Origin of the sequence: Nonomuraea sp. 3N208 (assembly GCF_052245935.1) — a bacterium.
In the GTDB taxonomy this organism is placed as follows: Bacteria; Actinomycetota; Actinomycetes; order Streptosporangiales; family Streptosporangiaceae; genus Nonomuraea.
This window is the reverse complement of the sequence record NZ_JBQQBR010000047.1, coordinates 1-24,787: the sequence shown is the minus strand read 5'-3', so window position 1 is coordinate 24,787 and position 24,787 is coordinate 1. Positions and strand designations below refer to the sequence as shown.

The following is a 24,787-nucleotide window of genomic DNA, read 5'->3' as shown; positions in this document are numbered from 1 at the left end:
AAAATCTCGTCAGTACTTGATGCGCTCGGCTTCCTTGCGCTGCTCGCGCTTGTAGAACAACATCCGCAACGGGATGGCCGCCACGAGCGCGATCTGCATGGTCGCACCGATCTTGATCGGCAGGTCGCCGCCTTCCGGCCAGGCCACCCAGACAGTGAGGAACGCCACGTTCACCATGATCCACCCGAGGACCACCGCCAGGAGCTGCCCCTTCGGCTTCGGGTACTCGATCCGGCTGACCATCAGCCACGCCACGCCGAGCACGGCGAGCAACGCCCAGATGCTCGGCTGGAACAGCAGCACGATGGAGATCACGGTCATGGCGCCCATCGGAATGGGCAGCCCCATGAAGTCGCCGCTCTTGGTCTTGACGCAGGCGAACCTGGCCAACCGTACGACCCCGGCGACCAGCACGGACGCCGCCGCCACCAGCACGGCGGTGAACGGCACCTGATCGGTGAAGCCGCCCCAGATCACGACCATGAACGCGGGCGCGAACCCGAAGCTGATGACGTCGGCGAGGTTGTCGAGCTCGGCCCCCATCGCCGAGGCGCGGAAGCGCCGCGCCACGAGGCCGTCGAACAGGTCGCAGGTCGCCCCGATGAGCAGCAGCACGATGGCGGTGGCGAAGTAGCTCGGGTTGGGCGTGAACCGGCCGCCCTCGACCTGGAGCTGCTGGATCGCCGAGTACGCCAGGACGCACACCGCGAGGAACCCGCAGACCGCGTTGCCCAGCGAGAGGGAGTCGGCGGCTGAGAGGCGGAACGCCTTGCCGACCGGACCCCGAGGCTCGTCCTCGTCCGCCTGCCAACTGCCGGCGTCAGCCGCGGTCAATTCTGGTCACCCCCGCAACCGTCTTCTCCCCCACGGACACCACGGGAGAGATCCCTTCGGGAAGGTAGATGTCGACCCGTGAGCCGAACCGGATGAGCCCGATCCGCTCGCCCTGCGTGACCTTGGCGCCCGCGCTCAAGTACGGCACGATCCTGCGCGCCACCGCGCCCGCGATCTGCACCATCTCGATGTCGCCCAGCGTGGTCTCGAAATGCCACACCACGCGTTCGTTCTGGTCGCTGTCCTTGTTGAACGCCGGCAGGAACCCACCTGCCACATGCTGCACGGAGGTGACATTTCCCGCAAGTGGGGCCCGGTTGACGTGCACGTTCAGCGGGCTCATGAAGATCGCGACCCTGGTGCGGCCATCCGGCCACGGGTCGATGCTCTGTACCACGCCGTCGGCGGGCGAGAGAACACGGCCCTCTCCCGAAGTCCGGTCGGGGTCGCGGAAGAACCAGAGCATGCCCCCGGTGAGCGCGCTCAGCGGCAGCGCCGCGAGCGCCCATCGCCGGTCCTTGCGCGTCAGCAGCGCGGTGGCGGCCGCCGCGGCCGCCGTCGGAAGGAGCCAAGGAGACACGCCGCGGGCGAGCCTGACAGAGCTCGTGCGGGTGGGCCTAGCAGAATCGTCGGACACGTACAACCTTTGGTGGTGACTGGACTGGGCGCTTTGCCGCAATGTTACAGAACCAGCAACTATGACACGGCACAACTACACAAGCAAAGCGCCTCGAAGCCCATTTCGCTAGACCTGCTCCGGAGTCGTCTCCTCGCCCTTGCGCGTGTCGATGCGGGCCTTCACCAAGCTGGCCACGGTGGTGATGACCATGGTGGCGCCGATGATCGAGAGCGAGACCCAGATGGGAATTTCGGGCGCCCAGGAGACATGGCTGGCGTGCAACGCCTCCAATACAAGCTTAACCCCGATGAACCCGAGAATGAACGCCAAACCATAGCTGATGTAGACGAGCCGCTGCAGCAGGCCGCCCAGGAGGAAGTACAGCTGACGCAGCCCCATCAGGGCGAACGCGTTGGCCGTGAAGACGATGAAGGGATCCTTGGTGAGCCCGAAGATCGCGGGAATCGAGTCGAGCGCGAACAGCAGGTCGGTGCTGCCGATGGCGATCATCACGATGAGCATCGGCGTGACCAGGCGCCTGCCGTCGATCTTGACGGTGACCTTGGACCCGACGTAGCCCTCGGTGGAGGGGAGAGTCCTGCGCACCCACCTGAGCAGCACGTTCTCGTTGACTTCTTCTTCCTCGCCCTTGAGGTGGTGGCGGACGATGTTGATCGCCGTGTAGACGAGGAAGGCGCCGAACACGTAGAACAGCCAGCTGAACCGCTCGAGCGCCGCGGCGCCGAGCGCGATGAAGATACCGCGCATGACCAGCGCGAGCAGGATGCCGACGAGCAGGACCTTGTGCTGGTACGCCCGGGGCACGGCGAACCTGCTCATGATGATGAAGAAGACGAAGAGATTGTCGACGCTCAGGCTGTATTCGGTGATGTAGCCGGCGAAGAACTCCCCGGCTTTGTCCGCCCCCACCGTGGTCCACAAGACCACTCCGAACGCGACGGCGAGGACGACGTAGAACGTCACCCAGTAACCGGCCTGCCGCATGGAGAACTCACGTGCTTCTCCACGGTCGACGATCCACAAGTCAATGGCGAGGACAACGATGAGACCGCCGATCACGGCGATCCAGGCCCACACGGGTACGCTCACGTCTCAAAACCCTCCGGCAATGCAGGACTCAGTGCCGGAGGTCTCTCCCGCCCGCGAAACACGCGGACCGGCAGCCCCGGGGGCCCCGTGGAGCGGGGCTGCACCGTGATGACGAGGCTGTCGCGAAGGGATACTCCCCTCCCTAACCCAGGCAGTATACGAGAACGCCTTACCCCCACCTAATCATCCCGTTGGATCTTGAGAGTCGTAAACCTGCAGCACGCTGTCCACGGCGGCGTCGCCGCCGGGCATCTCGCGCCCGCGCCGCGCGGCCGCCACCGCAAGCGTTTCCGCAGCTCCGGGCACCTCCAGGAGCGTCCGTACGGCACCACGCAACCCTTGGACGTCCCCGTAGGGAACGAGGATCCCGGCGTCCCCCACAATCTCCGGAATTCCTCCCACGGCAGTAGCGATCACCGGCTTCCCGGCCATGAGCGCCTCCCTGATGCTGAGCGGCTGCCCCTCCCACCGGGCGGCGGTGACCACGGCGGTGGCCGCGCCGAGCAGGTCGGGAATGTCATCCCGATTCCCGAGCAACCTCACCGGCAGCGCCTCCCGCCGGATCCTGCCCTCCAGCTCCGCCCGCAACGGCCCCTCTCCGGCGACAAGGAACAGCGGGCCCCCCGGCTCCCCCCAGGGCCCGGCGGCGACGTCGAGGAGCGTTTCGAGGCCCTTCTGCTGGGCGAGCCGGGCAATCGTCAGCATGATGGGCCGCTGCCCGGCTCCCAGCTCGTCCCTGACCTCCTCGGGTGTGCGCTTGGCCGGCCGCAGCGCGGGCGCGGGCACCACGGCGGCACGCACGTCCCGAGCCCCGAGCCGGGTCATGCGCTCCCCGAGATCCGGCGACACGACCAGCACCCGCCCGGCTCTCCGCGCGACGATCCGCTCGAGCACCCCGTAGACGAATCCGACGAGACCGCCCGCGGTGAGCGCGTTGTGCAGGGTGACGACCAGCCTGCCCCGGCGGCCGCCCGCCCCGAGCGCGGCCAGCGCCCCCGCCCTCAGCCCGTGGGCGTGCACGACCTCGGCCTCCCGGGTCAGCCGCCTGATCGCGAGCACCGCACGCAGGTCGTTGCCCGCATGCGGCCGATCCGACACGGCCACCTCCACGAACCGGGCCCCCGCCGCAGCGAAGGAGAACTGCTCCTCGACGCTGCGCGGTCCCAAGACGAGCACCTGGTGCCCGCGCCGCAGCAGCCCCTCAGTCAGCATCCGGACGTGCCGCCCGGTGCCGCCGGACGTGGTGCCCAGCACGAATGCCACCCGCACGGCTCAGCTCCTCCCGCTCCGCCTGAGCAGCCCGGCCACCGCACCCGCGTCGGCCCGGTCCACCACGGCCACCACCGCGCTCCCCACCGCCAGTGCCACGACTGCGGCCAGCGCTGCGGCGCCCACGTTCGGCCACAGGCCGTGCGCCCCGAGCCGGCCCACCACGGCGGCCCCCGCCAGATATCCCAGCAGCCCACCGGCAACCGCCGCGCACAACGCCCTGACCAGCCCGGCCGCGACCGCCCGCCCCCGGGCCCGCACCACGGAGCCGAGCAGCAACGCCCCGCCCACGCTCATCCCCACGCTCATTCCCAGCGCCATCCCGCCGATCTTCCACCCCTCGGGCAGCACCACCACGAAGACGGCCTGCGCGACCATCACGACCACCCAGCCCGCCACCGTCCCGCTGGCGGCCGCCCTGCCGCGCCCGGCCGCGTACAGCACCCTGCTCAGATGCGCGATGAGCCCATAGCCGATGAGCCCGGGCGCGAACAGCGCGATGGCCCGCGCCAGCTCGGGCGCGGGCACGTCGCTCTTGACCCCCAGGAACACCACCGCCCCTGGCCCCGAGGCGGCGGCCAGGACCCCGGCGGCCAGCCCGGACACCAGCGCCACGGCTCGCGTGGTGCGCGCCGCCAGCGCCGAGAATCCGGCCGGGTCGCCGGCCTGCGCGGAGAGCCGGGGAAACGCGCTGGTGGCGATGGGTACGGCCAGCACCGCGTACGGCACCAGGTAGATCGCCCACGCGTAGTTGTAAACGGCGATGGCCCCGTTGCCTATGGCGTTGTTGGACAACACCAACACCACGATCATGGCGGCCTGCTGGGCGAGCAACGCGGCGATGCCCGCCAGGGCCAGCCTGCGCACGTGTACGGCCACGCCGTCGGGGAACCGCAGGACCGGCCGCCACCGCAGCCCCAGGCGGCCCAGGGGCCCGAGCACGGCCAGCACCAGGGACAGCACCCCCAGGCTGGTGCCTGCGGACAGCGCCAGCTCGGCCGGACCCGGCAGCGCGGCGGGATCGGTCACGCCAGCGCTGAACGGCACGAACAGCAAGTAGGCCACGATGACCACGATGCTGGACACCAGGGGCGCGACGGCGGGGCCGGCGAACCGCTTGTGCGCCTGCAGCACGCCGTAGAGCACCACGGCGACGCCGTAGAGGGGGATCTGGGGGGCGAAGACGACCAGCATGCGGGCGGCGACCGCGGTCACCGCGCCGACGTCGGCGCAGCCGTCGATCGCCGGGCCGAAGAACAGCCCGGTGATCGGTCCGGCGAACAGGGCGGTGAGCACGCCGAGCGGGACGAGCACCACGATCACCCAGGTGAGCAACGCCGAGCTGATCCAGCTCACCCGCGCAGCGTCCTGACCGTCCATCTCCGGGGACGCTCCGGAGAGCCCGGCAGAGCCGTCCAGCGCCCCAGCGCCCACCGGGCCGTCCGGCGCCTGTCTGGCCGCCGCGCCGGCCAGCACCGGGACCACCATCCCCGCCAGCGCTCCGCCGACGACCACTTCGAACACGATGTTGGGGATCTGGTTGGCCGTCATGTATGCCGTGGCCAGGCAGTTGGTCCCGACCGTCTGCGCGAAGGCATATTGCTTGGCGAAGCCGGCGATGCGCGCGAGCACGGTGATCGCCCCGATGAGCATGGCCCCACCGGCGACGCCTCGCGCCGTCACGACACCCACCCGGCCTCCTCCGCCCGCGTCGAGCACCCGATCACGCGGACATCATCCTGGCAGGTCGCGCCGACAATCGCGTCACACGGAGTCGACGGGCCGGCGGCCGAGCATGTCGAGGCGGTTGAGCACAGGGTTGCCGGCGATGACCTTGGTGAAGCTGACCTTCTCGGCGGCGGCGGTGAGCGCCACGACGGTCCCCAGCAGCGCGTAGCGGCCGGGCCTGCTCAGCTTGGTGACCGCGGCCAGCCCGAGCAGCGCGCCGAGGGCGTTGGCGCCCGCGTCGCCGAGCATGGCGCGCTCGCCGAGGTCCTCGGGCACCAGCGCCGCCGCGGCCCCGAGCGGCACGGCGGCCAGCGCCGCGGCCGTGGGCGTGGCCCGGAAGAGCGAGGCGGCCAGCAGCGGGCCGCCGGTCAGCAGCCCGACCTTGATGGCGCGGCCCGGGCGCAGGTCGAAGAGGTTGGCGAGGTTGGCGGCACCGGCGATGGCGGCGCCGTTGACCAGCGTGTCGGCGGGCCCATCGGACACAAGCGCGGCCGCGCCGAGACCCGCGGCGCCGATGCCGAGAATCTTTACGGCGCCGCTGGTGACCTCGCCGCGGGCGAGCGCGGTCAGATGTCCCTTGAAGCCCTTGGACGACGTCGTGCCGTAGAGGTCGTCGTACGCGCCGAGTGTGCCGCTGCCGACGCCCGCGACCAGGGCGGCCAGGCGCAGCTTGCCGGGCAGGCCGGGGGTGAGCGCGGCCGCCGCGCCGGCGCCGGCGACGAACGCGGGACCCTCGAGCAGGGTGATGGGCTCACCGCGGTGGTTCTTGCGCGTCCAGCGGCCGGTCAGGTCGGCCGGCCGGTTGCGGGTGAACGCCGCGTAGGCGGCGCGGGCGGCCACGGCGCCGATCGCGGCGCCGGCGAGGGCGGAGAGCAGGCCACGGGCCCTGCTGGCAGGCATGTCAGCTCCCTGACTGGTTGGTGGGGGTGGGGCTGGCGGACGTCACCGGGGGCAGCATGGCCGAGGCCCCCTTGCCGGTGCCGTACTGGCCGGAGCGCCCGGCCAGTTGCTCCCGCAGAGCGTAGACGATCACGACGCGGCCCGCGGGCATGTCGGCGGTGTCGACGGTCGAGACGCGCCTGGAGATCTCGCTCTCGTCGCGTAGGGAGCTGATCGCGTCGCCGGTCACGGCGGCGGGGGGCGCGGCCCCGGCCAGCACCGTGCCCTTCCCCGTCACGTCGAACCCGTCGGCCACCGAGACCAGCGCCTCGGCCAGCACCTCGGCGTTCTCCCCCTCGTACGGCTTCTCCGGCGCGAACATCACGGCGAGCGTGGCCCGCTTGGCGGGCTCGCCATCGATGCTGAGCAGCCCGCCCGTCTCGAAGGCGCTGAGGACGTCACCGGTGGCGGCGTTGGGCGTGTTGGCCTGGGCGGGGTCGTTGGTCATGAGCGACGCGGCGAGCAGTGAGGCGGCCCGGTCCCAACTGGTGGCGGTGGCGGGGAAGATCATGTTGGCCGGCTTGAGCTGGTTGACCAGGCCGTCGAGCACGCCCTTGCCGGCGGGGTCGAGGAACTTCTCGGTCAGCGTGAGGCGCCCGGAGACCTCCGCTCCCGCCTGGACGATCGCCTGCTGGGCGGCCTCGCGCATGGCGGTGCTCGAGCCAGGCGACTCGATGAGCAGCACCCGCTGGCCGACCAGGGCGCCGGCCACCAGCTCCGGCGTCTGGGCGGTGATGAACGCGTCGTTGCCCGCTTCTCTGCCGCGCAGAGTGTCGAGGTCGGCCCGCAGCCCGTTGTTGGTGTTGGTCAGCTCGTCACTGGTCCTCTTGGCCAGGTCGATCGCGGGGTCCTGGAGCAGCGTGGTGCCCAGCACGATGCCCACCGCCAGCGCCAGGAAGATCGCGACGATGGAGACGAGGTGATAGCGGAAATCGATCACGAGAAGAGTCCGACCAGCCAGAAGATGAACGCGTTCCAGGCGTCTTGCAGGCCGTTCAGCCAGGTGCGGCCGATCGGCGCGGAGACGAGTGCGACGACGATCGTGATCAACGCGGTGATCACGAGGAGCAGCAGCTGCGAGGTGGAGATGCGGCTCCGGTAGAGCCTGCTCACGCCCTTGGCGTCGATGAGCTTGCTGCCGATGATCAGGCGGGTGAGGAAGGTGCTGGCCATGCCGGAGCGCCCCTTGTCGAGGAACTCCTCCAGCGTGCCGTGGGTGCCGACGGCGACGATCAGCTCGGCGCCCTTGTCGTCGGCCAGGATCATCGCGATGTCCTCGCTGGTGCCGGTGGCGGGGAAGATCACGGCTTCGCGGCCGAGCTGGTGCACGCGCTCCAGCCCTGGGGCCCGGCCGTCGCGGTAGGCGTGCACGACGAGCTCCGCGCCGCACGTCAGGGCCTTGGTGGAGACCGAGTCGAAGTCGCCCACGATCACATCGGGCAGGTAGCCGGCCTCCATCAGCGCATCGGCCCCGCCGTCGACACCGACGAGGATGGGCCGGTATTCGCGAATGTACGGGCGAAGGGTGGCGATGTCCTCTTTGTAGTGGTAGCCGCGCACCACGATGAGGACGTGCCTGCCCTCCAGGTTCGTCCGGATCTCGGGTACGCCGACCCCGTCGATGAGCAGCTTTCCCTCGCCGCGGACGTACTCCATCGTGTTGACGGCGAACGCCTCGATCTGCACGGCCAACCCGGCGCGCGCCTCCGCCATGGCGGCCTCGACGGCCTCGGCGGTCTGCGGCTCGCCCTTGCCGACCACGTCCTCCTCGACGTAGACGACCCCGTCGCAGAGCCTGACGACGTCGCCGTCTTTGACCCGCTCGAACAGCTCCGTGTTGGCGTTGTCGACGAACGGCACGCCCGCGTCCAGCAAAATCTGGGGCCCCAGGTTGGGATAGCGACCGCTGATGCCGCACGCGACGTTGACGACGGCCGCCGCTCCGCATGCGACAAGCGCCTCCGCGCTGACCCGGTCCACGTCAACGTGGTCGATAATCGCAATCTCCCCGGGCTGGAGGCGCTTGGTGAGCCTCTTGGTACGCCGGTCGATTCTCGCCACTGCCGTTATGCCGGGAAGGTCGCCGACCTTCCTGCCGCGGAGGCCCGGCATCCTGCTCCCCGGAACCTTCATCAAGACCATCCTGCCAGAGCGAAACAGCGCAGAGGCCACGCATGACGCGGCGTGTCCGCTATGTCACCCAGGATCACCGATCAGTCGCGGCGAGCCCCAGGAGTTCCTCGGCGTGCGCCCGGCCGAGCTCGGAGTCCTCCAGGCCGGCCAGCATGCGGGACAGCTCGCGTACCCGGCCCTCGTGGTCGAGCGCGGTGACGCCGCTGCGGACGACACTGCCGTCGCTCGCCTTCTCGACCACGAGGTGCTGGTCGGCGAACGCGGCCACCTGCGGCAGGTGGGTGACGACGATCACTTGGGCAGTGCGGGCCAGCCTGGCGAGCCGGCGCCCGATCTCCACCGCCGCCTTGCCGCCGACACCCGCGTCGACCTCGTCGAACACGAATGTCGGCACCGGATCCGCACCGGCGAACACCACCTCGATCGCGAGCATCACCCGGCTCAGCTCACCGCCGGAGGCGCCCTTGTTGAGCGGCAGCGGCGGCGCGGCGGGGTGGGCGGCCATCCGCAGCTCCACCTCGTCGACCCCTTCGGGGCCGAACTCCGCGCTCCGGCCGAGCTGCACGACCACCCTGGCGTGCGGCATGGCCAGCGCCGTCAGCTCCTCGGTGACGGCCTGGCCGAACCGCTCGGCGGCGGCCTCACGCACCCTGGTCAGCTCGGCGGCCAGGTCGGTGAGCTTGTCGGTCAGCTCGTCGTGCTCGCGGGTCAGCTCGTCGATGCGCTCGTCATCGCCTTCGAGCTCGGCCAGGCGGGCCGCGGCCTGCTGAGCCCACGCCAGAACCCCGGCACTGTCCTCGGCATATTTCCTGATGAGCCCGGACAACACGGACCGGCGTTCCTGCACGGCCGCCAGCCGCGCCGGATCGGCCTCGATCGACTCGGCGTACGCAGCCAGATCGGTGGCCACGTCGGAGATCAGGTATCCGGCCTCGGCCAGCCGGTCGCCCACACTGGCCAGCTGGGCGTCGAAGTCGCGTACGGTCTCCACCGCCGCGCGGGCCTCGCCGAGCAGCGAGATCACGTCATGGGGGCTGCCGGCCGCCTCCATCGGGTCGCCGAGCAGCGCGGTGTGCGCGGTGGTCGCGGCGCTGCGCAGGGCGTCGGCGTGCGAAAGCCGCTCCTCCTCCGAACGCAGGTCGGCATCCTCGCCGGGCTTGGGGTCGACCTTCTCGACCTCCTCCAGGCCGAAGCGCAGCATGTCGGCCTCCTGCGTCCGCTCCCTCGCCCTGGTGGTCAGCTCCTCCAGCTGCGCGGCGACCTGCTTGTGCCGTTTGTACGCCTGCGCGTAGGCCCGCAGCGGCTTGACGAGCTCGTCGCCGGCGTAGCGGTCCAGCGCGGCCCGCTGCCTGGCGGGCTGGAGCAGCCGCTGCTGGTCCATCTGCCCGTGCACCGCCACCAGGTCGTCGGCCAGGTAGGTCAGGGTGCCGACGGGCACCGTGCGGCCGCCGAGCCAGGCCCTGGACCGGCCCTCGGCCGACACCGCACGCGAGATGATCAGTGTGCCGTCCTCGACCTCGCCGCCGATGTCCTCGACCTGCTGTGCGACGCGCCCGTCCGGCTGGATGACCAGCGTGCCCTCCACGCTCGCCCGGTCGGCCCCTGGGCGGATGCGCGAGGGGTCGGCCCGGCCGCCGAACAGCAGCCCGAGCCCGGTGACGACCATCGTCTTGCCGGCGCCCGTCTCGCCGGTGACCACGTTGAAGCCCGGGGAAAGTTCGAGCACGGCCTCGTCGATGACGCCGAGCCCCTGGATGCGGACCTCCTCGACCCTTGGTCGCACTGCCCACTCCCGTCACTGCCGTGTCGTCGGTCACACGGATCGTCTCAACTGATGGTCGCACGGATCGTCTCCGAACACGTGTGCCCACGTGATCCTACGCGCTCCGCCTCCCATTCACTCAGGGTCGCATCCTTCCGCGCCAGCCCTGAACAGGAAGCTCGAACTTGGCGACCAGCCTGTCGGTGAACGGCGCGCCGGTGCTCTCCACGCCGTGCAGCCGCGCCAGGCGCACGGGCTCGGCGCCTCTGCGTACCTCCACCCGCGAGCCGGACGGCAGCTCGAAGCGGCGCCGCCCGTCGCACCACAGGACGCCGCCCGGGGTGTCCGGCAGTATCTCCACGGCAAGCGTGGAGCGCGGTGAGACCACCAGCGGCTTGGCGAACAACGCGTGGGCGCTGATGGGCAGCATGAGCAGCGCCTCGACCTCGGGCCACACCACGGGCCCGCCCGCCGAGAAGGCATAGGCGGTCGAGCCCGTCGGCGTGGCGCAGATCACGCCGTCGCAGCCCCATCGCGACAGGGGCCGGCCGTCGATCTCGGTGACCACCTCGAGCATGCGCTCCTGCTTTTCGACGGTGGCCTCGTTGAGCGCCCACGTGTCGGCGAGCACCCGCCCGTTCAGCCGGGCGAGAACGTCGATCGTCATGCGCTCCTCGACGTCGTAGCGGCCGGCCACGACGCTGTCGACCGCCGCGGCCAGGTCGTCGACCTCGGCCTCGGCCAGGAACCCGACATGCCCGAGATTGACCCCCAGCAGGGGTGTGCCGGCGGGCCTGGCCAGCTCGGCGGCGCGCAGCAGCGTGCCGTCGCCGCCGAGCACCATCATGACCTCGGCGTCCTTGACCGCGCTGGGGTCGCCGGGCACCCGCTCGACGCCGGCGCAGCCGATCTCGCCGACCTCGGACTCCAGCACCCTGACGGTGATCCCGGCGTCGACCAGCCGGTTGATGACCAGGCGGGCGCTCTCGACGGCGGCGCCCCGCCCGGTGTGCACGGCGACCAGCACGGTCCGATTCATTGCGGCCCTTCCGCGACGGCACGCTGGATCTCGGCTTCGAGGTCGGCGACCGGCGGCTCGCCCTCTCCCTTGCCCAGCCAGAGCAGATATTCCACGTTTCCCGACGGTCCGGGCAGCGGGCTGGCGGTCACGCCGCGCACGGTCAGGCCCAGTTGTCCCGCCTTGGCGGCGGCATCACGTACGGATTGCCGCCGCAACTCCGGATCGCGTACGACGCCGCCCGCTCCGACGAGGTCCTTGCCCACCTCGAACTGCGGCTTGACCAGCAGCACGAAATCCGCCTGGAGGGCGGCGACCGCGGCCAGAGCGGGCAGCACCAGCCGCAGCGAGATGAACGACAGGTCGCCCACGATCAGCGTGGGCGGCTCGCCGACCATGTCGGGGGTCAGATCGCGAACGTTGACCCGTTCCATCACCGTCACCCGCTCGTCGGTCCGCAATGACCAGGCCAGCTGGCCATAGCCGACGTCGACGGCAAGCACGTGCGCTGCGCCGCGACGCAGCAGCACGTCGGTGAACCCGCCCGTGGAGGCGCCCGCGTCGAGGCACCTGCGGCCCTCGACGGTCAGGCTCCGGAACGTGTCCAGCGCGCCGAGCAGCTTGTGCGCTCCGCGCGAAACGTAGTCGGGGCCGTCATCCGAGGTGGCCACCACGATGGGGGAGGCCGTGTCGACCTGGGTGGCGGGCTTGCGAGCGAGCTGTCCGCCGACGGTGACCCGGCCGGCGTCGATGAGCTGGGCCGCCTGCTCGCGCGACCTTGCCAGGCCCCGCCGCACCAGCTCGCTGTCCAAGCGGATCCTCCGGGTCACCGCTCACCCGGCGCCGGCTCGCCCGCGACTCCTGGGACTTGCGCCGCCTCCCCGGCTTCGACGGCGGCCAGCGTGGCCTCGAGCTCGGAAAACGCCTCGTCGAAGACGGCCACGTGGGCACCGACCGGCAGCTCGTCCAGGCGGCCGAGGCTGGACACGATGGCGTCGACCCGCTCGTCGCCGGTCTCCTCCGGCAGCTCACTCATGATTCGACCGTAACGCCTCCCGCGAGCGCGCGGGACCTTGGCAGGCGTGTCACACGTTGAAGGTCATACGGGGGTGCTAGTGATGTGGAACGCTACGGTCCGTAAAGGAAGAGAAAGGATGCGCATCATGGCAAGCGTCGAGGAGTGCCGGGCGGCACTGGTCAAGCTCGTCGCCCAGTTCGACGAGATCGACGAGGAGGACCGGGCCAAGCACGTGGTGGAACGCACGGTCAGCTGCCGGGTGCCCGACCTTGACGTGATCTTCTATGGCCGGCTGCACCACGGGGGGCTCGACCCGTTCACGGAGCAGCCGCCGGCGGACGGCAAGCCTGCCGACGTGAAGCTCACGATCGCGAGCGACGACCTGATCGCGCTGGTCGACGGGGAGCTGGACCTGGCGCGCGCGCTGCTCGGCGGCCGAGTGAAGATCGACGCGAGCTTCGGCGACCTGCTGCGGCTGCGGAAGCTGATCTAGATAGGCCGAATGACCGCCCCTGTCGCGTAGTTATTTAATGGCACCGTTAACTATTTGGTGATGGACGAACAACATGGGTCTGATCATCGAGGCCGAACGGCTGAGCCGCTCCTACAGCGGCCACCCCACCGTCGACGGCCCGGCCCCGGCGATCGCACCCGGCGAGATCTTCGGCCTGCTCGGCCCGAACGGCGCCGGGAAGACGACCCGCTACGGCACCGGCTCACCCGGCGATGCGGTCCAGCACGGGCTTGACCGCGTCCTCCTCGACCCGCCCGGCCCCTGCCGCCGCCCACGCCGCATCACAAGCCGCTCGCAGCCCGTCGATCCTGCTCCCGTCCCCTTCCAGCCGCAGCGCGCCGTCCTGCCACCGGGCCCGCCAGCCCCCGCACGCCCCGTCCCGTACCTCGGGATAGGGCAGGTGCAGCGCTCTCAGATCCGCCGCGACGTACGTGGGCCGGTGCCGCGGCTCCGCCGTCAGCGCGTCGACGGCCGCGGCCACTCCCGTGAGCACCAGCAGGCTGTCCACCCCGGCATTGGCCGCACCCTCGATGTCGGTGTCCAGCCGATCCCCCACGACCAGCGGCCGCCGAGCCCCCGTGCGGATCATCGACTCCCGATGCAGCGGCGGATCCGGCTTGCCCGCGTACACCGGCTCCACCCCGGTGGCCGCGGCGATGACCCGCACCATCGCCCCGTTGCCCGGCAACTCACCCCGGCCGGTGGGCATCGTGCTGTCGCGGTTGGACGCCACGAACCACGCCCCGTGCCGTACCGCCAGCGCGCCTTCGGACAGCAGCCCGTACGACAGTCCCGGCGCGATCCCCTGCACCACAGCGACCGGCGACTCGATGGAGGTCGAAACCGGTCGAAGCCCTCGATCCCGTACGGCCATCCGCAGCCCGGACCCACCGACCACGAGCACGTTCGACCCAGGCGGCACCCTTTCCGCGATCAGCCGCGCGGCGGCCTGCGCCGAGGTCACCACGTCCTCGGCCGTGGCAGGCGCTCCGAGCTCGCGCAGATGGGCGGCGATGGCGGCCGGCGTACGGGAGGCGTTGTTCGTGACGTAGGCCAGCCGCACGCCCCGCCCGCGCGCCTCCTCCAGGGCCTGCGGCGCCCCGGGCACCGCGTGGCTGCCCAAGTAGACCACGCCGTCGAGGTCGAGCAGCAGGGTGTCGTACCCGTCGATCAGCACAGCGCCTCTTCCCGTTTGACTCTCAGGCCGCGTGAGACTTTAGCGCCCGGACAACCCGGCCTCCCCACGCGCCACCGGTCCGCCCTGACGGCCACGTGCCACCAGGCCCCCTGACGGCCACGCGCCGCCAGTCCGCCCTGACCGCCACCGCCACCCATCACCGGGCCACCACGCCGCCCTGACGGGCCCAGCCACCACAGTGTCGGAGGGAACGCGCCCGATGAGCAAAGCCAATGGGCCTACATTTCCCGGCGAGCGCGCAAGGTAGCGCGGACGCTCTTCAACGCGGACACGTAATGCCGCTCATCGGGACGCATGGCGACCGCGATGGCCAGCGGCTCCTGCGCCCCTTCCACATCACCGGTCCGCCACAACGACAACCCCAGCCCGAAGTAGGCGTAATCCTCCGCCGGATTGGCATCCACGATCTGCCGGAAACTAGCCGCGGCCTCGGCGTACTGCCGGGAATTGAACTGGGCCCGGGCCAGCGCCTCAAGAATGCTGCGCGATTCCGGCTCGGCCTCGGCGGCACGCTCGAGCAGAGCGGCCGCGGCGGCCGGACTGCCTTCTTGGAGCAGCTTGACACCGCGCTGATACCAATCGTAAACGGTGCCCCGGGGAGTGCCCGGGTTCTCATCGTTGGGGTTTCCATCTGGAGCCATGGGTGAAGACTCCCTTCGTCTTGCTTGGTCCTTTGCCGGAGACTCCGCCTTAAGGACGGAGAAAGCCTGGAGAGTCGGCATGCCGCCTGCGGCGTTGTCAACCGCCCGGACGCCACGGTCGTCCGGCAGCCAGCCGGACGTGTTGTCCGCGCACGGAGCCGGCTTGAGAGCAAGCCCCCTCCTTCCAGGTAGGTGTGCAGTTGACCGCTGGACGACAGACCCGCTCTGCCCCGCTGCGGAGCGGGCATGGCTGCAACCAAGGGGTGACTCCCGGAAGGCGCAAGCATTTATGGGAGCATGCCCGGTATGGGGATTCCTGAACTGCCAGTGCCGGATGGACTGATGCTGCGGCCCTTCCGAGGGGTGCGTTTCGCCGTCGAAGATCCCGCGAAGGTGACCTCCCCACCCTACGACCTGATCTCTGACGCGGACGTAGACACCCTCCTGCGGCGTCACCCGAACAACGTCGTCCGCCTCATTCTTCCCTGCTCCGATCCCAGCAATTCCTCCCCCACACCCAGAACAACCGACCCCGCAGCCCGGCCAACGGCCCCGACCCCCCCAGCACCCCGCGCCGCGGTCGCCCAACCTGCCGCGGTACCGCTCGAAGCCCGGTACACCGATGCGCGGGACACGCTGCGTGCCTGGCTGGATGTGGGCATCCTGGTACCGGACGAGGCGTCGGCGCTCTATGTGTACGAGCAGAGCGGACCGGACGTCCTGCAACGCGGCCTGATCGGCGACGTGGGCCTGGCCGACCCGGGCCGGCGCATCATCCTGCCCCACGAGGACGTGATGCCGGGCCCGGTCGCCGACCGGCTCGCGCTCATGAGCACCACGCAGGCCAACCTCGAACCGATCTTCCTCCTCTACGAGGGCGCTCACGGCGCGGCCACCCGCCTGGTGGACGAGGTGGCCACGAAGCGCCACCCCCTCGTGACCGCCCACACGGAGGACGGCCTTACGCACCGCCTATGGGCGATCACGGACGAGGCGGAGATCGCCGCGATCAACGGCGACCTCCATGATCGGCAGGCGTTGATCGCCGACGGCCATCACAGGTACGCGACGTACCGAGTCCTCCAACGCCAGGAACGAGCCACCCGCCCGATTCCGCGCCCCAACCACCCGAAACGCGACCATGCCGCTGCCGAGCACGCCGAAGAAGGCCGGCCATTGCCTGCGGGAGGCCCGGAGCCGTCCCCTGCCGGCGGTCTGGTCGCCCCGTGGGACTTCGGTCTCGCCCTGCTCGTCGATTCCACCGCGTACCCGCCCGATCTCAAGGCCATCCACCGCGTGATCCCCGGTCTTCCGCTGGACGAGGCGACCGCCAAGGCCAGGGGCTCGTGGCGGGTCCGCGACTATGACGACCTGGCCGAGGGCCTGACCGCGCTCGAGAGCGCCCAGGAACCGGCATTCCTGCTCGCCGGCGGGGACGGGGCGCACCTCCTCACGGATCCCGATCCCGTCCAGCTCGCCCATGCCATGCCAGCCGACCACTCCGACCGCTGGAACTCTCTCAACACCTCCATCCTGACCGAGTTCATCCTGCCCAGGGTCTGGGGCATGCGCGACGACGAGCAGGCCGTACGGATTGTTCACCACGACACGGAAGCCGCAGTGCGGCTGGCCGCCCGCACCGGTGGCACCGCCGTGATACTCAAACCACTGGCGATCGACGAGGTGCTGGCCGTCGCCGCGGGCGGTGAACGCGTCCCCCGCAAGTCCACCTCCTTCGGCCCTAAACCCAGAACAGGCCTGGTCCTCCGCACGTTCGCGATCGACTGAGTTGCTTGGATGCGAGCCGACAGGTGTGTTTCCCACCCAACCGGCAGGAAGTATGGCCCGAACCGGTCAGGAGTGGGCGGGTCAACTTGCCTGGGCCAGGTCGGACACCTGTCTGGGCACCAGGGCGGCAGGCATCCCCGCAGGGCGGTCGTCCTCCGGCGCGGGATGAAGCGCGGCCGCGGCGACCGCCTTGGCGGTGCTGACCTCCACCTCGTACTTCCAGATCTTGGCCGCGGGAGGGCCGAAGACGCGGCAGCGGAACGCGCCCGTCACTTCGATGTAGTCGCGAGGCTTGAGGCCGCGGACCACGGCGGCCGCTTCGCCGTCGTAGGTGACGCACGGGATGCTGTCCGTCACGATGCCCCCTCGCCTGTCCCGCCGCCGGCGGCGCACGATGATGCGCCACTTCGTCGCGGTGTCGCCGCTCGGCAACGGATGCTCCTCGACGGCCGCCGAGAGCCGCCCCATCAGCAAGACCTCGTTTCGGTCCACTGTCATCCTCCTGTCGATGCTCTGGTGGAGATCACTCTTTACGATGAAGGGGAGGCCGGATCGGCTCGAACGCCGTTCTGGGGACAACAGTTGCGCGCTCGGGAGTGCCTGTGGACAACATCACCGCTCTAGGCGGCGACGTCTATGAGATCGACACGAGGATGGCCGGCTACTCCGGCATCACGGCCGGCTATCTGATCCTGAGCGACCGCCCGTGCCTGGTGGAGACCGGCACCTCCACCTCCGCCCCCGTGGTGCGCGACGCGCTCGCCTCACTGGGCGTCGGCCCGGAGGATCTGGCCACCGTCGTCGTGACCCACATCCACCTGGATCATGCCGGCGGAGTAGGAGACATCGCCAGATTCTTCCCGTCGGCGCAAGTCGTGGTACACGAGAAGGGCGCCCGCCACCTGGCCGATCCGTCGCGGTTGATGGCGAGCGCCCGCATGGTGTGGGGTGACCGGCTCGACACCCTCTTCGGCGAGCTGTCCCCCACCGAGGCCGATCGCATCGTCGCCCTGGGCGACACCGGCGCCATCGACCTGGGCAACGGACGCACGCTGAACAGCCACTACTCCCCCGGCCACGCGAAACACCACGTGGGCCTCGTCGACTCCGCCACGGGCGACCTGTACGTCGGCGACGCGGCCGGCGTGTACCTGCCCCAGACGGGCGACCTGCGTCCGGCCACGCCCCCGCCGGACTTCGACCTGCGGACGGCACTCGACTCGATCGCGCTGTTCGGGGCGCTCGGCCCGCAACGGCTGCTGTTCAGCCATTACGGCCCGGTAGAGGCGGTCCAGGAGACCCTCGAACGGTCGGCCGAGGAGCTTCGCATTTGGGTCGATCTCACCCGGCAGGCCCATTCCGAGGGCATGGATCTGGACCACGCGATCGCCATGGTCAGGGACCGGACGAAGGAGCGGTACACCGCGCTGAAGTCCGATGACGCGACGGCCGAGCAGTTCGAGCTGCTGAGTGGCGCCCCGTCGAACGTCGCGGGCATCCTCCACTGGCTCGACCGCGTCTCACCCTGAAGCCGCGGGCAGCGGCGCTCAGAGCTCTCCTGATCTCGCCCCGGCCGGGGACCGGCACCGCGCATTCGCCCACCAGGAAACTCGCCGGCACGGACGCGTTCCCAAAAAATCTTGGAATAGTTTGCGAAGAGATGTCGAAAGCCGCTGTGCCGGCTCCGAGGTATCAGCAGAACGCGCCCACCGGGGGCGAGTGACGCGAGAGCGAGGAGACGGCGATGAGCGAGCAGATGCGCAAGCTGGACGGGCTGGTCGGCACCTGGCAGCTGTCGGGCGGCGCCAAGGGAACGGTGCGGTTCGAGTGGATGGAGGGTGGTTTCTTCCTCCTCCAGCACGTCGACCTGGTCCACGACGGCCGGCAGGTCAGGGGCATGGAGGTGATCGGGCACGAGCGGCCCTTCGGCGCCGAGCCCGGCGAGGAGATCAAGTCCCGCTTCTACGACTCCACCGGCGACACCCTGGACTACGTGTACGAGGTGCACGACGACGGCACCCTCACCATCTGGGGCGGCGAGAAGGGCTCCCCGGCGTACTGCCGGTCCACTGTCAGCGAAGACGGTAACACGATCACCGCGTCGTGGGTCTGGCCCGGCGGCGGCTATGACACCATCGGTGTCCGGACCATCGGGTAACCAGGAGGCACCGTGAAGTACCTGCTGCTGGCGTACACGAAACAAGCCGACTGGGACTCGGTCGACGTGAACAGCCCGGAGTTCCAGGCCATGTGCGAGTTCTACGAGAACTTGGGCAAGGAGCTTACCGAGTCCGGCGAGTTCGTCTCCACAGAAGGGCTGGGGCATCCGTCCCTGACCCGGACGGTCCGGATGCGCGAGGGCGGGCCGGTCGCCGTGGACGGCCCCTACGCCGAGGCCAAGGAGGTGCTGGCGAGCTTCGCGATCGTGGACTGTGCCGGCCACGACCGGGCGATGGCGATCGCGGCCCGCATCGCCGCGGCGGTCGGAGACACGGTGGAGGTGCGGCCGGTGGGCCAGGGTCCGCTGGCGGAGGACACGCCCCTGTCGTGACGGTCCCACCCCGGCTCGAGGACCTGCTGCGCGAGCACGCGCCGCAGGTCCTCGGCGCGCTCGTACGTCGGTACGGGCACTTCGACACCGCCGAGGACGCGGTGCAGGAGGCCATGGTCGCGGCCTCGGCCCAGTGGCCGGCCGACGGGATCCCGCAGGAGCCGCGCACCTGGCTGATCCGGGTCGCCTCGCGACGCCTGATCGACATGCTGCGCAGCGAGCAGTCCCGCCGCGACCGGGAGGCCGCCGAGGCGGTCCGGATCCTTCCTGAGCAGTACCTGGCCCCACCGCCGGATGCCGTGCCACGCGACGATTCGCTGGTGCTGCTGTTCGTGTGCTGCCATCCGGCGCTCAGCCGGCCGTCTCAGGTCGCGCTCACCTTGCGGGCGGTGGGCGGGCTCACCACCGCCGAGATCGCGCACGCCTACCTCGTCCCGGAGCCGACCTTGGCGCAGCGGATCAGCCGGGCCAAGAAGCAGATCAAGACCTCGGGAATCGGCTTCCAGCCGCCACCCCCGAGTGAGTACGCGGCCCGGCTCGACGCCGTGCTCCAGGTGCTCTACCTCATCTTCAACGAGGGGTACGTCGCCACCGCCGGTCCAGACCTGCAGCGGACCGATCTGGCGGCGGAAGCGATCCGGCTGGCCCGGCTGCTGCATCGTGTTCTGCCGGATGACGGCGAGGTGGCGGGCCTGCTCGCTCTGATGTTGCTCGTCCACGCGCGCCGCGCCGCCAGGACGGACGCGGACGGTGCCCTCGTACCGCTCGCCGAGCAGGACCGCAGCATGTGGGACCGGGACGAGATCGACGAGGGCGTCGCGCTGGTGACCCACGCCATGTCCCACGCCGGCCTCGGGCCGTATCAGCTGCAAGCGGCGATCGCGGCGGTCCACGCCGAGGCGCCCACCGCCGGCGACACCGACTGGCGGCAGATCCTGGGCCTGTACGACCTGCTGGAACGGATGGCCGACAACCCGGTGGTGACGCTCAATCGGGCGGTCGCGGTGGCGATGGTGCACGGTCCGCGCGCCGGCCTCACGTTCCTGTCCTATCTCGACGATGACCCGCGCCTCGCCGGGCAACACCGGCTGGAGGCCGTCCGCGGGCACCTGTTCGAGCTGGCGGGGGAGGCGAGCCGGGCCCGGGAGTGCTACGAGAGCGCCGCCCGCCGCACCACCAGCGGGCCCGAGCAGCGATATCTCCGGCTCAAGGCCGCGAAGCTGGCGACCGCCGCACCACGCCCTTCGGCTACCTGACGGTCGGCCCTCTCCCCGTGCGAGACCGATTGACCGGAATGAAGCGGTTCCGGTACGTATGATCACGTGATTGAGCTTCGCGCGTTCGAGCCCGCCGACGCCCTGAGAGTGGCCTCGTGGATCGACAGCTTGGAGGCGCTCATCACCTGGTCAGGCAACACCGGATTCACCTGGCCGTTCGACGCGGGCCAGCTCTCCGCCTTCCACGCGTCGGATCCCAGCCGTCGCTGCCACGTCGCCGTCGGCTCCGACGGGGCACCGGTGGGTCATTTCCTGCTGCGAACCGAACCGTCCGGCCGATCGGTGCGGCTGGGCATGGTCCTGATCTCACCTGCGGTCAGAGGAAGGGGCTATGGCGAGGCCATGCTGGAGGCCGCGCTCGGCGAGGCCTTCGCCTCTCCGGCCATTCAGCGGGTCAATCTGGGCGTCTACTCACACAATGCCGGCGCCATCCGGCTGTACGAACGGCTGGGATTTCGCACCGAGAGCGTCACCCCGAAGGTGACGAGCATCGCCGGCGAGTGGTGGGCGTCGATCACCATGAGCTTGCCTCGCGACGCATGGCGGCCTCACGCGCCCTGACCAGCCGCTGATCACATACAGGTGCTCAGACGGATCCCGTCCCAGTGATCAATGGGCGGTGCTCCGCCGTACCGAATGGTCTCGGTACGGCGGAGCACGAGGACGCTGGCCTAGTCGTCGGACTTCGGCCGATTCTGGGCGGGCTCGTCCTCCTCGTCCAGCCTGTCGCCGAAGTCGGGCTCGATGAACGCCGGCGCGATGCCTGGAGTCTCCACGTGCGCCGCCGCGCGAGAGGCACTCTGCTCGGCTCCGGAATCGTCGGAGCTCTGCTCGTCGGAATCCGGCCCGTCCAGAACCTCCTCAGTCTCCGTGCGGTCCTCGACCTCGGGAGACTCTGCGCCGCTCTCGACCTCGGCAGACTCCGTGCCGTCCTCGACCTGGGCAGACTCTCCGCCGTCCTCGACCTCGGCAGACTCCGTGCCGTCCAGGACCTCGGCAGACTCGGCGTCCTCCGATTCCCCACCTTGGGCATCGGCGGGCTCCGGCTCCTCGTTCAGGAAGTCGCCTGCTTCGGCGAGGGCCTCGGCGTCGTCCACGTCCTCGTCCGCCTTGGCCGCGTTCCCGCTCTCGGCCACGCCTGCGTCGTCGAAGTCGTCCTCGTCGTCGAAGTCTTCCTCGACGTCCTCGATGACGGCGCCGGTCAGTTCGGCGTACCGCTCGGCGGCGTCCGTCTCGCCGTCCTCGTCGAACGCCATCGCGCGGCCGAACCAGTCGGTCGCTGCCTCCGTGTGCCCGGCCTCGGCCAGTGCGTCCGCGTAAGCGAACGCCAGCCGCGCCGACCAGGGCTTCGGCTGCGGGTCGCGCAGTTCGGGCAGACGCTGCAGGGTGATCACGGCGGCGTCGTGCTGGCCCAGGTCACGGCGGGCGCCGGACTCGACGATGGTCAGCTCGATCCGCCCGGCCCGGTCGAGGCGCTCGGCCTCCGGCGAACGTACGAGGTCGATGGCCCGCTCCGGACGGCCGAGACCGCGCTCGCAGTCGGCCATGACCGGCAGGTACGCCTCCGACCCCGTCAGCCTCCGCGCCGCCCGCAGATCACTCAGCGCCTCGGAGAAATGCCCGGCGCGGTACGCGACGATGCCTGCGGCCTCCCGGACGACACCGATGCGCGCGGCGAACCTGCGCGCCACCTTCGTGTGCTCGTGAGCCCGGTCGGGGTCGTCGTCCTCCAGCGCCCGCTCGGCGGCGACCATGTGCCGGCCGACGAGGTCGGCGAGGTCTCCGGGCAGGGAGCGGAGCTCCTCGAGCACTTCCTTGTCCAGCTCGTCCGCGGTGATGTCGGGCGCCACCTCGGGCAAGCGCTCACGCTGCGGCGCTTCGCTCTCCCGGTCGGGCCTGCCGTATCTGGCGCGGGCGCCCTCGCCGGAACGCTCCTCGCGCCCGCCGCGGTCGTCCCGTGAGAACGGCCGTGACGGCCGCTGGTCGCCCTCTCGGCGCGGACCCCGGTCGTCACGGAACCCACCCTCACGACGAGGGCCGCGATCCGCGTATCCACCCTCACGACGAGGACCCCGATCATCGCGGAACCCGCCTTCACGACGAGGACCCCGATCCTCAGGGGACCCACCCTCACGACGAGGGCCGCGATCCGCGTATCCACCCTCACGACGAGGACCCCGATCATCGCGGAACCCGCTGTCACGACGAGGACCCCGATCGTCACGGAAGCCACCCTCACGACGAGGACCCCGATCCTCAGGGGACCCACCCTCGCGCCGAGGACCCCGATCATCACGGAACCCGCCCTCACGACGAGGACCCCGATCATCACGGAACCCGCCCTCACGCCGAGGGCCGCGATCCGCGTATCCACCCTCACGACGAGGACCCCGATCATCGCGGAACCCGCCCTCGCTACGGGGACCCCGATCCTCGCGGAACCCACCGTCGCGACGGCCCCCGCGGTCATCACGGAAGCCGCCCTCGCGCCGCGGCCCTCGGTCGCCGTAACCGCCCTCACGGCGCGGCCCCCGGTCGTCACGGAAACCACCGCTCTTGCGTGGACCACGATCGCCGAAGCCGCCGCCTTCGCGCCGGTCGCCGAAGCCGCCCTCACGGCGCTCGCCGGAACCGCCCTCACGACGCACCCCACGATCGTCCCGATCCCGGAACGAACGCCGCTCATCGCCCTCAGGCCGCCCGCCACGGTCGGTGCGGCCGCCGCCTTCGCCCCTGGGGCCGCGATCTGCGTATCCGCCCTCGCGCCGCGGACCGCGATCGCCATAACCGCCCTCACGCCGCGGACCCCGATCATCGCGGAACCCGCCCTCGCGCCGCGGACCGCGATCGCCATAACCGCCCTCACGCCGCGGACCCCGATCATCGCGGAACCCGCCTTCGCGCCGTGGACCACGGTCGTCACGGAAGCCGCCCTCACGGCGCTCGCCGGAACCGCCCTCACGACGCGCCCCACGGTCATCCCGATCCCGGAACGAACGCCGCTCATCGCCCTCACGCCGCCCGCCACGGTCGTCCCTGTCACGGTAGGTGCGGCGCTCATCCCCGCGGGATCCTTGCTCAGAACCCTCACGACGGGGTCCGCGGTCGTCACGGAACCCGCCCTCGCGCCTGGCGCCCCGATCCCCGTACCGACCGCCGCTCTCGCCACGGTCGCCGAATCGACCGCCCTCGCGGCGGTCGCCGTATCCGCCCTCACGGCGCGGGCCCCGGTCGTCCCGAGAGCCCTCGTCCCGCCGCGAGCTTCTGTCCTCGCGGCCGTAGGAACGTCCTCTGTCATCGGAACGGAACGGTCGGTTGCCACCGCCGGAGTCTCGCCCGCGAGAGCCGTACCCGCCGCTCCTGCCACCCTCACCAGAGGGCCTGTCCTCATGGTCGCCGGGCCCGCGCTGTCCGCCGTCCGATCCGTTATCTCTGTTCACTTCTGGTCCATTTCGTTGGGCTCACCCAGCGGACTCACAACGACGGTCCACCGCGGCTGGTCGCCGCCCGTCCTCGGGCCTTACGCGACGAAGGCCACCCGTGGGGTGGCCCGGTTCCTCCAGCCTAGCAAGCCGGAGAACGTCCACGAGCCCGACTCAAGCCGATGAATCGGCTGGGCCACAAACGCTCGCGAGCCAAGACCGCGTCACCATGTCGCTCCGCATTCACGACTGGAAGCGCTCCCTACGGATGAATCCGTAGGATTTCCACCGTTCCAGCCATACGGCTCTGCGCCTGATCGGGGCGCTGTTGCTTGGCGATTCACCTTCCGGCCCCGTTTGCGCAGGTTTCCACGCCCGAACTCACGCTCCCGGTCTGGGGCAGCGCACTGCGCCCTTCCGGCGGCGAGTGGCGGACGAACCAGCAAGCTTGGCTATCCCACCTTTTCGCCCGTCGCTTACGCAACGCGACACTGCGCGTCATTTCCGTTACCACAAGCCGTCCCCGACTCGCGCGCCATAGTCTTCCTGCATGAGCGCAACCGGGAACCCGGAGCGACGGCGGCATCGGAGGGCACGTTATCCCTCATGCGCCGGCACCTGGGCCAGAGGACGGCACGGCCCTCGGCGGCTAGTGCTGCCCGCCGACCCGCATGAGGTCATTGAAAAGGCCGGCTTCGCCCGGCTCGGAAATGGTCCCTCCACAACCCGGACGGACCGGGACAGGTACATCGCCGGTCACTTCTGAACGATAAGCGACTGGCTTTGCGACAATAAAAAAGAAAGGCCCCCGACCGTGCTGGTCGGGGGCCTTTCTCTATTCAAAGATTGTCCGGCGGTGACCTACTCTCCCACACCCTCCCGAGTGCAGTACCATCGGCGCGGGGAAGCTTAACTTCCGGGTTCGGAATGTAACCGGGTGTTTCCTTCCCGCCATAACCGCCGTAA

23 protein-coding genes and 1 rRNA gene are annotated in these 24,787 nt (G+C 70.3%); 7 read left to right on the top strand and 17 right to left on the bottom strand.

All coding sequences use genetic code 11. The features are described 5' to 3' along the window. Positions 1-9 precede the first annotated feature (9 nt). From pssA to ACTWPT_RS48095, 12 genes are all read right to left on the bottom strand, one after another. Entirely contained in the window at positions 10-834 is an 825-nt protein-coding gene (gene pssA, locus ACTWPT_RS48150) for a CDP-diacylglycerol--serine O-phosphatidyltransferase (RefSeq protein ID WP_443184265.1), read from the bottom strand. Further along, positions 821-1,471, bottom strand: a complete 651-nt coding sequence (locus tag ACTWPT_RS48145) for a phosphatidylserine decarboxylase (protein WP_443184264.1) — start codon at positions 1,469-1,471, stop codon at positions 821-823. The genes pssA and ACTWPT_RS48145 overlap by 14 nt, the downstream gene beginning before the upstream one ends. A 108-nt stretch (positions 1,472-1,579) precedes the next feature. Next, complete coding sequence (locus tag ACTWPT_RS48140) at positions 1,580-2,563, bottom strand: TerC family protein (RefSeq protein WP_443184263.1); 984 nt, start codon at positions 2,561-2,563, stop codon at positions 1,580-1,582. Between the two features lie 183 nt (positions 2,564-2,746). Then, on the bottom strand, positions 2,747-3,832 hold the full coding sequence (locus ACTWPT_RS48135) for a glycosyltransferase family 4 protein (protein ID WP_443184262.1): 1,086 nt from the start codon (positions 3,830-3,832) through the stop codon (positions 2,747-2,749). A gap of 3 nt (positions 3,833-3,835) precedes the next feature. Next, a complete protein-coding gene (gene murJ / locus ACTWPT_RS48130) occupies positions 3,836-5,524 on the bottom strand; it encodes a murein biosynthesis integral membrane protein MurJ (protein WP_443184261.1) in 1,689 nt (562 codons plus the stop codon). A gap of 72 nt (positions 5,525-5,596) precedes the next feature. Further along, complete coding sequence (locus ACTWPT_RS48125; protein ID WP_443184260.1) at positions 5,597-6,460, bottom strand: hypothetical protein; 864 nt, start codon at positions 6,458-6,460, stop codon at positions 5,597-5,599. Between the two features lies 1 nt (position 6,461). Continuing rightward, positions 6,462-7,439, bottom strand: coding sequence for a copper transporter (locus ACTWPT_RS48120; RefSeq protein ID WP_443184259.1), 978 nt, complete (start codon positions 7,437-7,439; stop codon positions 6,462-6,464). Beyond that, complete coding sequence (steA, locus tag ACTWPT_RS48115) at positions 7,436-8,632, bottom strand: putative cytokinetic ring protein SteA (protein WP_443184258.1); 1,197 nt, start codon at positions 8,630-8,632, stop codon at positions 7,436-7,438. The genes ACTWPT_RS48120 and steA overlap by 4 nt, the downstream gene beginning before the upstream one ends. Before the next feature lie 73 nt (positions 8,633-8,705). Further along, a complete protein-coding gene (gene recN, locus ACTWPT_RS48110; RefSeq protein WP_443184257.1) occupies positions 8,706-10,415 on the bottom strand; it encodes a DNA repair protein RecN in 1,710 nt (569 codons plus the stop codon). Positions 10,416-10,533: 118 nt separating this feature from the next. Then, positions 10,534-11,433, bottom strand: coding sequence for an NAD kinase (locus ACTWPT_RS48105; protein WP_443184256.1), 900 nt, complete (start codon positions 11,431-11,433; stop codon positions 10,534-10,536). Then, a complete protein-coding gene (locus ACTWPT_RS48100; protein ID WP_443184255.1) occupies positions 11,430-12,242 on the bottom strand; it encodes a TlyA family RNA methyltransferase in 813 nt (270 codons plus the stop codon). Before ACTWPT_RS48100 ends, ACTWPT_RS48105 begins: the two co-directional genes overlap by 4 nt. Continuing rightward, positions 12,239-12,448 (bottom strand): hypothetical protein, encoded by a 210-nt coding sequence (locus tag ACTWPT_RS48095; RefSeq protein ID WP_443184254.1) that lies wholly within the window; start codon positions 12,446-12,448, stop codon positions 12,239-12,241. The genes ACTWPT_RS48100 and ACTWPT_RS48095 overlap by 4 nt, the downstream gene beginning before the upstream one ends. Positions 12,449-12,575: 127 nt before the next feature. Between ACTWPT_RS48095 and ACTWPT_RS48090 the strand changes: the two genes are divergently transcribed. Next, positions 12,576-12,923: an SCP2 sterol-binding domain-containing protein gene (locus tag ACTWPT_RS48090; RefSeq protein WP_443184253.1), complete on the top strand. Its 348-nt coding sequence runs from the start codon at positions 12,576-12,578 to the stop codon at positions 12,921-12,923. Between the two features lie 223 nt (positions 12,924-13,146). On the opposite strand, the gene ACTWPT_RS48085 is transcribed toward ACTWPT_RS48090, so the two are convergent. Continuing rightward, on the bottom strand, positions 13,147-14,121 hold the full coding sequence (locus ACTWPT_RS48085; RefSeq protein ID WP_443184252.1) for an HAD-IIA family hydrolase: 975 nt from the start codon (positions 14,119-14,121) through the stop codon (positions 13,147-13,149). 239 nt (positions 14,122-14,360) lie between these two features. After that, complete coding sequence (locus ACTWPT_RS48080; protein ID WP_443184251.1) at positions 14,361-14,783, bottom strand: tetratricopeptide repeat protein; 423 nt, start codon at positions 14,781-14,783, stop codon at positions 14,361-14,363. A gap of 297 nt (positions 14,784-15,080) precedes the next feature. Between ACTWPT_RS48080 and ACTWPT_RS48075 the strand changes: the two genes are divergently transcribed. Continuing rightward, entirely contained in the window at positions 15,081-16,571 is a 1,491-nt protein-coding gene (locus tag ACTWPT_RS48075; protein ID WP_443184250.1) for a DUF1015 family protein, read from the top strand. A gap of 81 nt (positions 16,572-16,652) precedes the next feature. On the opposite strand, the gene ACTWPT_RS48070 is transcribed toward ACTWPT_RS48075, so the two are convergent. After that, positions 16,653-17,063 (bottom strand): single-stranded DNA-binding protein, encoded by a 411-nt coding sequence (locus tag ACTWPT_RS48070; RefSeq protein WP_443184249.1) that lies wholly within the window; start codon positions 17,061-17,063, stop codon positions 16,653-16,655. Between the two features lie 110 nt (positions 17,064-17,173). On the opposite strand from ACTWPT_RS48070, the gene ACTWPT_RS48065 reads away from it, so the two are divergent. The 5 genes from ACTWPT_RS48065 to ACTWPT_RS48045 all read left to right on the top strand — a co-directional run bounded on the left by ACTWPT_RS48065 (position 17,174) and on the right by ACTWPT_RS48045 (position 20,960). Beyond that, positions 17,174-18,100 carry an MBL fold metallo-hydrolase gene (locus ACTWPT_RS48065; RefSeq protein WP_443184248.1) on the top strand — a complete coding sequence of 309 codons (927 nt, stop codon included), beginning with the start codon at positions 17,174-17,176 and terminating at the stop codon, positions 18,098-18,100. A 215-nt stretch (positions 18,101-18,315) separates the two neighbouring features. Continuing rightward, positions 18,316-18,729: a hypothetical protein gene (locus tag ACTWPT_RS48060; RefSeq protein ID WP_443184247.1), complete on the top strand. Its 414-nt coding sequence runs from the start codon at positions 18,316-18,318 to the stop codon at positions 18,727-18,729. Between the two features lie 12 nt (positions 18,730-18,741). Continuing rightward, the gene (locus ACTWPT_RS48055) at positions 18,742-19,122 is read left to right on the top strand and encodes a YciI family protein (RefSeq protein ID WP_443184246.1); all 381 of its coding nucleotides are present in this window, start codon (positions 18,742-18,744) and stop codon (positions 19,120-19,122) included. After that, a complete protein-coding gene (locus ACTWPT_RS48050; protein WP_443184245.1) occupies positions 19,119-20,378 on the top strand; it encodes an RNA polymerase sigma factor in 1,260 nt (419 codons plus the stop codon). Before ACTWPT_RS48055 ends, ACTWPT_RS48050 begins: the two co-directional genes overlap by 4 nt. 66 nt (positions 20,379-20,444) lie before the next feature. Further along, entirely contained in the window at positions 20,445-20,960 is a 516-nt protein-coding gene (locus ACTWPT_RS48045) for a GNAT family N-acetyltransferase (protein WP_443184244.1), read from the top strand. Between the two features lie 110 nt (positions 20,961-21,070). Here the strand turns inward: ACTWPT_RS48045 and ACTWPT_RS48040 are convergent, their stop codons facing one another. Together ACTWPT_RS48040 and rrf are read right to left on the bottom strand one after the other, a co-directional pair. Then, positions 21,071-22,249, bottom strand: a complete 1,179-nt coding sequence (locus ACTWPT_RS48040; RefSeq protein WP_443184318.1) for a hypothetical protein — start codon at positions 22,247-22,249, stop codon at positions 21,071-21,073. 2,420 nt (positions 22,250-24,669) lie between these two features. Beyond that, a 5S ribosomal RNA gene (rrf, locus tag ACTWPT_RS48035) occupies positions 24,670-24,786 on the bottom strand. Between the last annotated feature and the right edge of the window lies 1 nt (position 24,787).

What these genes read in the sequence shown, in the direction of transcription:
- ACTWPT_RS48125 (WP_443184260.1), bottom strand. Translation starts at nt 6,460, where the DNA reads ATGCCTGCCAGCAGGGCCCGTGGCCTGCTCTCCGCCCTCGCCGGCGCC.
- steA (WP_443184258.1), bottom strand. Translation starts at nt 8,632, where the DNA reads ATGAAGGTTCCGGGGAGCAGGATGCCGGGCCTCCGCGGCAGGAAGGTC.
- ACTWPT_RS48105 (WP_443184256.1), bottom strand. Translation starts at nt 11,433, where the DNA reads ATGAATCGGACCGTGCTGGTCGCCGTGCACACCGGGCGGGGCGCCGCC.
- ACTWPT_RS48095 (WP_443184254.1), bottom strand. Translation starts at nt 12,448, where the DNA reads ATGAGTGAGCTGCCGGAGGAGACCGGCGACGAGCGGGTCGACGCCATC.
- ACTWPT_RS48090 (WP_443184253.1), top strand. Translation starts at nt 12,576, where the DNA reads ATGGCAAGCGTCGAGGAGTGCCGGGCGGCACTGGTCAAGCTCGTCGCC.
- ACTWPT_RS48080 (WP_443184251.1), bottom strand. Translation starts at nt 14,783, where the DNA reads ATGGCTCCAGATGGAAACCCCAACGATGAGAACCCGGGCACTCCCCGG.
- ACTWPT_RS48075 (WP_443184250.1), top strand. Translation starts at nt 15,081, where the DNA reads ATGCCCGGTATGGGGATTCCTGAACTGCCAGTGCCGGATGGACTGATG.
- ACTWPT_RS48060 (WP_443184247.1), top strand. Translation starts at nt 18,316, where the DNA reads ATGAGCGAGCAGATGCGCAAGCTGGACGGGCTGGTCGGCACCTGGCAG.